Genomic DNA, 7,266 nt, shown 5'->3' with positions numbered 1-7,266 from the left:
CTGCACCATCTCCCTTGTCTCCCTTATCTCCCTAATCTTCCCTCTCCATCTGAAATTTGAGTATACTACTATAAATCTATCGATATTATGGATTAACAGAACTTCCTGTGTAACCACAGTGGAAAATAACAGAGGTAAAGGAGTAAATGATGCCAATGTGAAAAATAATCAACACAGATGGATAGTCAAAAAGCCCATCTACTAAGTCTTTCACAATCCAAAATTCACAATCCAAAATCCAAAATCCAAAATCCAAAATAGTATTTAAGATGCAGCGCCAAAAAATTTCAGGGAAGGCAAACCAGTTTACAGAGTCGGTGATTAGAGAAATGACAAGGGTAGCACTGCAATATGGTGCGGTGAATTTAGCCCAGGGATTTCCTGATTTTGCTTGTCCTCAGGAGTTGAAGCAGGCAGCTTATGAAGCAATAGAGGCGGATGTTAACCAATATGCTATCACTTGGGGCGATGTCTGGCGACAAGCCGCTTCGCGTCTACGCCCATTTCGGGAAGCGATCGCTAAAAAAGTCCACTGGTATCTTGGCTTAGATATCAATCCTGAAACTCAAATCACTGTTACTTGTGGTTCCACAGAAGCAATGGCCGCTGTGATGCTGGCTACAGTCGATCCTGGTGACGAAGTAATTGTATTCGAGCCATATTATGAAAACTACGGGCCTGATGCAATTCTAGCTGGCGCTACACCCCGCTATGTGACCCTGCATCCTCCACATTGGACATTTGATGAAACACAGTTGCGTCAAGCTTTCAACGCCAATACCAAAGCCATTATTGTTAATACACCCCACAACCCCACCGGTAAAGTCTTCACTCGTGAAGAACTCACCATAATTGCCGAACTTTGTCAAAAGTGGGATGTACTGGCGTTCACTGACGAAATCTATGAACACATTCTCTATGATGGCGCTCAACATATCGCGTTAGCAACCCTTCCAGGAATGGAAAACCGTACAGTTACCATTAACGGCTTATCCAAAACCTACAGCGTCACCGGCTGGCGAGTCGGTTATATTTTTGCAAACCCAGAATTGACAGCAGCCATTCGTAAAGTCCATGATTTCCTAACAGTAGGTGCCCCCGCACCATTGCAACGAGCTGGAGTTGCTGCTATGCAGCTACCACAATCTTATTATGAAGAACTAGCCAAACTCTATCAAAAAAAACGAGATAACATTTTACAAATTCTAAATCGAGTAGGCATTCCCTATTTCCTTCCCCAAGGAGCGTATTATGTGCTTGCAGATATTTCTAAATTCGGCTACAAAACCGACGTTGAATTCACTTACAATTTAATTAAAAATATTGGTGTTGCTGTAGTTCCTGGTTCCAGCTTTTTTAACGAACCACAAAAAGGACATTCATTAATTAGATTCTGTTTTAGCAAAAGACCTGAAACATTGCAAGCAGCAGGCGATAGATTGCTCAAACTCCAAACAACTCTACAATCAACACCCTAACAAAGTTTTTTCATCTTATCTTAGCGGTTGGATTTAACATCTAAATTCATTGAATATTCAACACCTGTAAAAACTTAGTTTAAAAGCTAAATAATCACCATAAGCAATCATATTTGAGTTTAGAAAATTTTGTTTTTATAAACTCCTAACAACACCAAATACACCAAAATTTAATTTTTTTAAAAGTTATATTTTCTATTATGACTACTTACGAAAACATTTTACAAGCAATTGGTAAAACTCCATTAGTCAAATTAAACAAGATTACTGAAGGTATTCACTCAAATATTTATGCCAAAGTAGAATATCTCAATCCTGGCGGTAGTACGAAAGATAGAATTGCCTTAACCATGATTGAAGCCGCAGAAAAAACAGGTCAACTCCAACCAGGCGGTACTATTATTGAAGCCACCGCAGGTAATACCGGTGTAGGACTAGCTTTAATTGCAGCAGTGAAAAAATATCGCTGCATATTCGTCATGCCCGATAAGATGAGTCAGGATAAAATCAATTTACTCAAAGCTTATGGTGCAGAAGTTGTTGTGACTCCCACATCTGTACCCCCTGACTCGCCAGAAAGTTATAACGGTGTAGCGGAAAGACTTGCCAAAGAAATACCCAAAGCTTATAGACCAAATCAATTTGAAAACCCAAATAATCCTCTAGCACATTACTTAACTACTGGGCCAGAAATTTGGTCAGATAGTAATGGGAAAGTCGATGTGTTTGTTGCTGGGATGGGAACAGGTGGTACAATTTCTGGAGTTGCCAAATATCTTAAAGAACAAAATCCAAATATTGTAATTGTTGGTGCAGACCCAGAAGGTTCAATTCTTTCCGGTGACACGCCAAAATCTTATAAAGTTGAAGGTATTGGTGAAGATTTTATTCCCAAAACTTTTAATCGACAAATAGTAGATGAAATGGTTCGAGTCAGCGATAAAGAATCATTTAATATGACTCGTCGTTTAGCACGGGAAGAAGGCTTATTAGTGGGAGGTTCCTGTGGTACAGCAGTAGCCGCAGCATTGAAATACGCAACAAGATTAACAGAACCAAAGTATATTGTAGTGCTATTACCAGATACAGGAAGAAATTATATTAATAAAATTTACTCTGATGCCTGGATGCAGGAAAATGGATTTTGGGAAGGTACAACAATTAGAAGTACTAAAGTTGGAGAAATTCTGGCTCAAAAAACAGATTTTCCTTCGTTAATTGCTGTTAGTCCCCGTGATACCTTGAGCCAAGCAACAAACTATCTACAAAAATTAAATATTTCTCAACTACCAGTAATTGATAATAATCATGTAGTAGGAAGTGTCAATGAAGCTTCTTTAATGAAATTCCTTCACGATGGTATTAACTTTTCCAATCAAGAAGTTTCCGCAGTCATGGGTAAACCACTGCCAATTCTTGATGAAGAAGTTGATATTTCTGAAGCTTATCGGCTACTTTTATCTGGAACCACAGGGATTATTATTAAGCAGGGTGATGTTCCTGTTGGATTAATTACCAGAGCAGATTTAATTAGATATTGGATTAGTCAAACTCAGGAATCATGAATCAGAAGTCAGAATCCAGAATTCAGAATTTAGCAGAAACAGTTAGGTGGAATTTTAGACCACCTCCTATATTTTCTCAAATATTACAGTAAGTGAGTCCTCCTGAATTCTGACTCCTGAATTCTGAATTCTCTTTTTATAAAGGTAAAATCATGGAATTTGAAACCAAAGCAATTCATGAGGGTCAACAATCAGACCCCCAAACAGGTGCAGTAATTGTCCCTATTTATTTGACTTCCACCTACGAACAAGAAGCCATAGGTCAACATAAGGGATATGAGTATTCACGCACAGGAAACCCTACGCGCACTGCTTTAGAAGAAGCTTTAGCTGCTCTTGAAAATGGTAAATTTGGTTTAGCATTTGCCTCTGGATTAGCTGCAACCACCACTGTATTAAGTTTGCTTAAAAATGGCGACCATATTGTTGCTGGCGATGATTTATATGGTGGTACTTATCGTTTGTTAGAAAAGGTTATTAAAAACTGGGGCGTGACAACTACTTATGTAGATATTGATAATATCGCTGATTTTGAATCTGCAATTTTGCCAAATACTAAGTTAATTTGGATTGAAACTCCTACTAATCCTTTGTTAAAAATTATTGATATTGCAGCTTTAGCGAATATTGCCCGCAAACACAATCTGATTTTAGTAGTTGATAATACCTTTGCTAGCCCTTATTTTCAAAGACCGTTAGATTTAGGTGCTGATATTGTAGTTCACAGTACCACCAAATATTTAGGAGGACACAGTGATATTATTGGTGGCGCAGTTATCACATCTAATGAGCAATTATACAGAGAACTGAAATTTTATCAAAATGCCATCGGAGCTATTCCTAGTCCTTTTGATAGTTGGTTAGTACTGCGAGGAATAAAAACTTTAGCTGTGAGAATGCGAGAACATGAAAAAAATGCTTTATTCTTAGCAAAATTTCTAGAAAAGCATCCTAAAGTTGAGCGAATTTATTATCCAGGATTACCTACTCACGAACAACATCAACTAGCAAAACAGCAAATGTCTGGCTTTGGGGGGATGATTAGTTTGGAATTAAAAGGCGGTTTTGCTGAGGTTGAAAGATTTGCTTCCCGACTCAAGTTATTTTTGCTGGCTGAAAGCTTGGGAGGAGTTGAGTCGCTGCTTTGTTATCCCAGCAAAATGACCCACGGTTCAATACCAGAAGCAGAACGACTTCAGCGAGGAATAAAGGATAATTTAGTCCGTCTTTCAGTGGGAATTGAACATCAGCAAGATTTACAAGCTGATTTAGAAAATGCTCTTTCTTCAAATTAGGCAGTGAGTAACGCAGACTCGATGTAGAGACAAAGCACAATAATTGAGCAGATAGCCCATTCCAGGTAGAGGACTATGGCTATGCGCCCCTAGGATTATCTCTACCTGATGCCAGTTGCAATGTAGCTGTCAGTTAATAAACATTTTTTTGTTATTTGTTAAATAAAATTACATTATTTTCTCCTCAAATCAACTTTAACTTTTGATCCCCAGGCAAAGTTGATTTGCTAAATGAAACCCTAGTTTCAAGTGGGAGTATCTAAGCCTTAGTATCTATGAATTATTGAAAAAACAACACTAAATATCTGGAGAATTCATTTCAATTACCGGTAATTATATCGGGATAGTAGGCTTATAAATTGTCAAGAAAAAACCCATTGACTCATAAAAAAGTTACGACTAATGTTATAAGTAGTCCTGAGAGGGACGTTGTTAATGCATCAAAAAATCAAGAGGTATTTCCTATGATGATGATGATGACGGAAACCATGACTTCAGAAATGCAAGCTTGTATGGACGCTTGTATGAACTGTCAAAAAATGTGCATGGAAACCATGACTCACTGTATGAGCAAAAGTGGTATGCACATGGATAAAAGCATGATGAGCATGATGGGCATGATGCGTGATTGCGCTGAAATGTGCATGATGTGTATGAACATGATGATGGGCGGTTCTGAGTTTATGGAACGCACTTGTATGCTGTGTGCAGAAATGTGCGATCGCTGCGCTATGGCCTGTGAAATGATGAGCGATGACGCTAAAATGATGGAATGTGCTGCTGCTTGCCGCAAATGTGCAGAAACTTGCAGATCTATGCACATGATGACCGCGTAATTTTCCCACTCCGCAGAAGTTTGTCTGCAACCTAATATTCAAGCGCTCAGGCTCTTTGGGTCTGGGCGCTTGAAGTAAGAACCTAATTCAGAACTCAGAATTCAGAACTCAGAATTCAGAATTTGAATAGGCTTCAAAAATCACAGCAAATTAAAGTTAAATTTCCTTCGTAAAATCAGGTAAAATTTGAAAATTGTGATAGTGTCTTAACACTTGGAGTAATTCTTTCTCTGTTGTTGCGATATACTCCAAAGGTACGCGTATCATTGGATTAAGTTTTGACCCGATGAAAGCGGCGCGAATATCGGTATGCAAGCCAATTATCAACTTGTTGGGATGCTGGAGTTTTTTGTGGGTATATGCAACTCCCAATTCTACACAGGCTCCTTCGTCAGGTACACGTCCATCCAATATAAATAAAAATACGTCAGCCTCCATAATCTTTGCTGTATCAAGTTGGAACATTGCCAATCTGCGTTCCTCTTTCGTCATTTTGTCGTAAGGTGGCTTATCCCGTTCTGCACCGTCACGCTGTGGTAAAAAGACTTGATAATTTAGCAATTCCAGTTTTGCAGTGAGGTACTGGTTAAAGTGTAGTTCCGCTTGTGAAAATAAAGGTGCAGCAAAGTAAATAAGCATAAAAGGCTGACTTCAGTGGGGAGATTGCAGTATGAATCCAGATGTAGAGACGTTGGAATTGCAACGTCTCTATAAGAATAGGACTCGATATCCTATCGCAGTTAAAGCATATGTTATCCAAACCTATTTTCTATTCCTCAATAGACTTCTTGCAGAAGTAGGGAAAAGGGGGAAAGATTTGGTATTTTCCCTTTCCCCTTTAACCCCTTCGGGGTTCGCCAGTCGCTCATGGTGGAAACCCCCAAGACCGCGCTGGCTCACCTTTTCCCTTTGACCACAAGAGTCCAAAAAGCAATTGATTGCAAGAGGTCTAATATCTGTGCGTTCATTTCATCAAAATCAAACGCAAAGGATCTAAACGCACATACCAAGGAAAAGGTTGGTCTTTGACCGTCACCCATTTTTCTTTGAAGACTTCAGCTTGCAAATGATAATCTTGAGAATTATTGGCAGGAGAATGCAGCTTCAAAAATAATGTCATTCGATGGGGCGTTTCGCTCGTCCGTGCTAGCCAACAAGGAAAGGTATTTTCAGATGATGAGTCACTGGTTAAGACAATTTGATGGGCACGAATGCCGATGTGAGACAGTTGACTGTTGCTTGCTTCCACAACATGGAGAGTACAACCCCAATCAGTTGCTTCCACCTGTTGCGGTGAGTGAAGAATAATCTGGGAAAAGTTTTTGCATCCGGTGATTTGGGCAACGCCTACAGTGGTAGGACGCTCGAAAATATCGTATTTGCTACCGTGATGGACGGCTCGACCATGCTCTAATACCAACAGATTTGGGCAAAGCCGATAAGCTTCTTCCATATTATGGGTGACAAATAAAGTCACGCCTTGGTAGTCAGCCAGGGTTGCTGTCATTTGCTGCTCTAATTGACTACGCAGATGGGTATCGAGTGCTGAAAAAGGTTCATCTAAAAGCAATGCTTCCGGTTGACTGGCCAATGCTCTTGCTAAGGCTACCCGTTGTTGTTGACCTCCTGAAAGTTGGTGTGGATAGCGATCGCCTAATCCCTGCAACTGCATATTTAATAATAGTTCTTCTATCTGTACTCTAATACTCCCTGCCGACAATCCTTTAGGCAAACCAAAAGCGATGTTTTGCCCCACAGTCATGTTGGGGAACAAAGCATAATTCTGTACTAAAAAACCAATGCGGCGATCGCGGCTAGGTACGTTAATTCCTTTTTCGGAGTCAAACAACACTCTGCCATTTAAAACTATCTGTCCTCTTGTGGGCGTTTCTATCCCCGCAATGCATCGCAAAATCATGCTCTTACCTGCACCAGAACCTCCTAATAACCCCAAAGGTTGCTCATCGCTGTTAAAAGCCACTTTTAAATGAAAACTAGGAAGTATCTTTTCAATGTCAACAAACAATCCCCGCGACTCAAAATTAAAGTCCGGCCGATAAAAAACTGCTTCCCCTGCTCCCCCTGCTCCCCC

6 protein-coding genes are annotated in these 7,266 nt (G+C 39.8%); 4 read left to right on the top strand and 2 right to left on the bottom strand.

All coding sequences use genetic code 11. The features are described from left to right. The first annotated feature begins 269 nt into the window (after positions 1–269). The 4 genes from GNE10_RS29760 to GNE10_RS29745 all read left to right on the top strand — a co-directional run bounded on the left by GNE10_RS29760 (position 270) and on the right by GNE10_RS29745 (position 5,174). Entirely contained in the window at positions 270–1,478 is a 1,209-nt protein-coding gene (locus GNE10_RS29760; RefSeq protein WP_185569338.1) for a pyridoxal phosphate-dependent aminotransferase, read from the top strand. Positions 1,479–1,678: 200 nt separating this feature from the next. After that, entirely contained in the window at positions 1,679–3,043 is a 1,365-nt protein-coding gene (locus GNE10_RS29755; RefSeq protein ID WP_185569336.1) for a cystathionine beta-synthase, read from the top strand. Between the two features lie 152 nt (positions 3,044–3,195). After that, complete coding sequence (locus GNE10_RS29750; RefSeq protein WP_185569334.1) at positions 3,196–4,338, top strand: cystathionine gamma-synthase; 1,143 nt, start codon at positions 3,196–3,198, stop codon at positions 4,336–4,338. A 464-nt stretch (positions 4,339–4,802) separates the two neighbouring features. Beyond that, positions 4,803–5,174, top strand: a complete 372-nt coding sequence (locus tag GNE10_RS29745) for a four-helix bundle copper-binding protein (RefSeq protein WP_099070657.1) — start codon at positions 4,803–4,805, stop codon at positions 5,172–5,174. 156 nt (positions 5,175–5,330) lie between these two features. Here GNE10_RS29745 and GNE10_RS29740 read toward each other — a convergent pair whose 3' ends face one another. After that, the gene (locus GNE10_RS29740; RefSeq protein WP_185569333.1) at positions 5,331–5,813 is read right to left on the bottom strand and encodes a nucleoside 2-deoxyribosyltransferase; all 483 of its coding nucleotides are present in this window, start codon (positions 5,811–5,813) and stop codon (positions 5,331–5,333) included. Positions 5,814–6,138: 325 nt separating this feature from the next. Beyond that, a partial coding sequence (locus tag GNE10_RS29735; protein WP_185569331.1) for a sulfate/molybdate ABC transporter ATP-binding protein occupies positions 6,139–7,266 on the bottom strand: 1,128 nt, incomplete at its 5' end.

The sequence above is a fragment of the Nostoc sp. 2RC genome, from assembly GCF_014222165.1.
In the GTDB taxonomy this organism is placed as follows: Bacteria; Cyanobacteriota; Cyanobacteriia; order Cyanobacteriales; family Nostocaceae; genus Nostoc; species Nostoc linckia.
The sequence above is the reverse complement of the archived record's forward strand: the minus strand, read 5'-3'. Positions and strand labels throughout refer to the sequence as shown.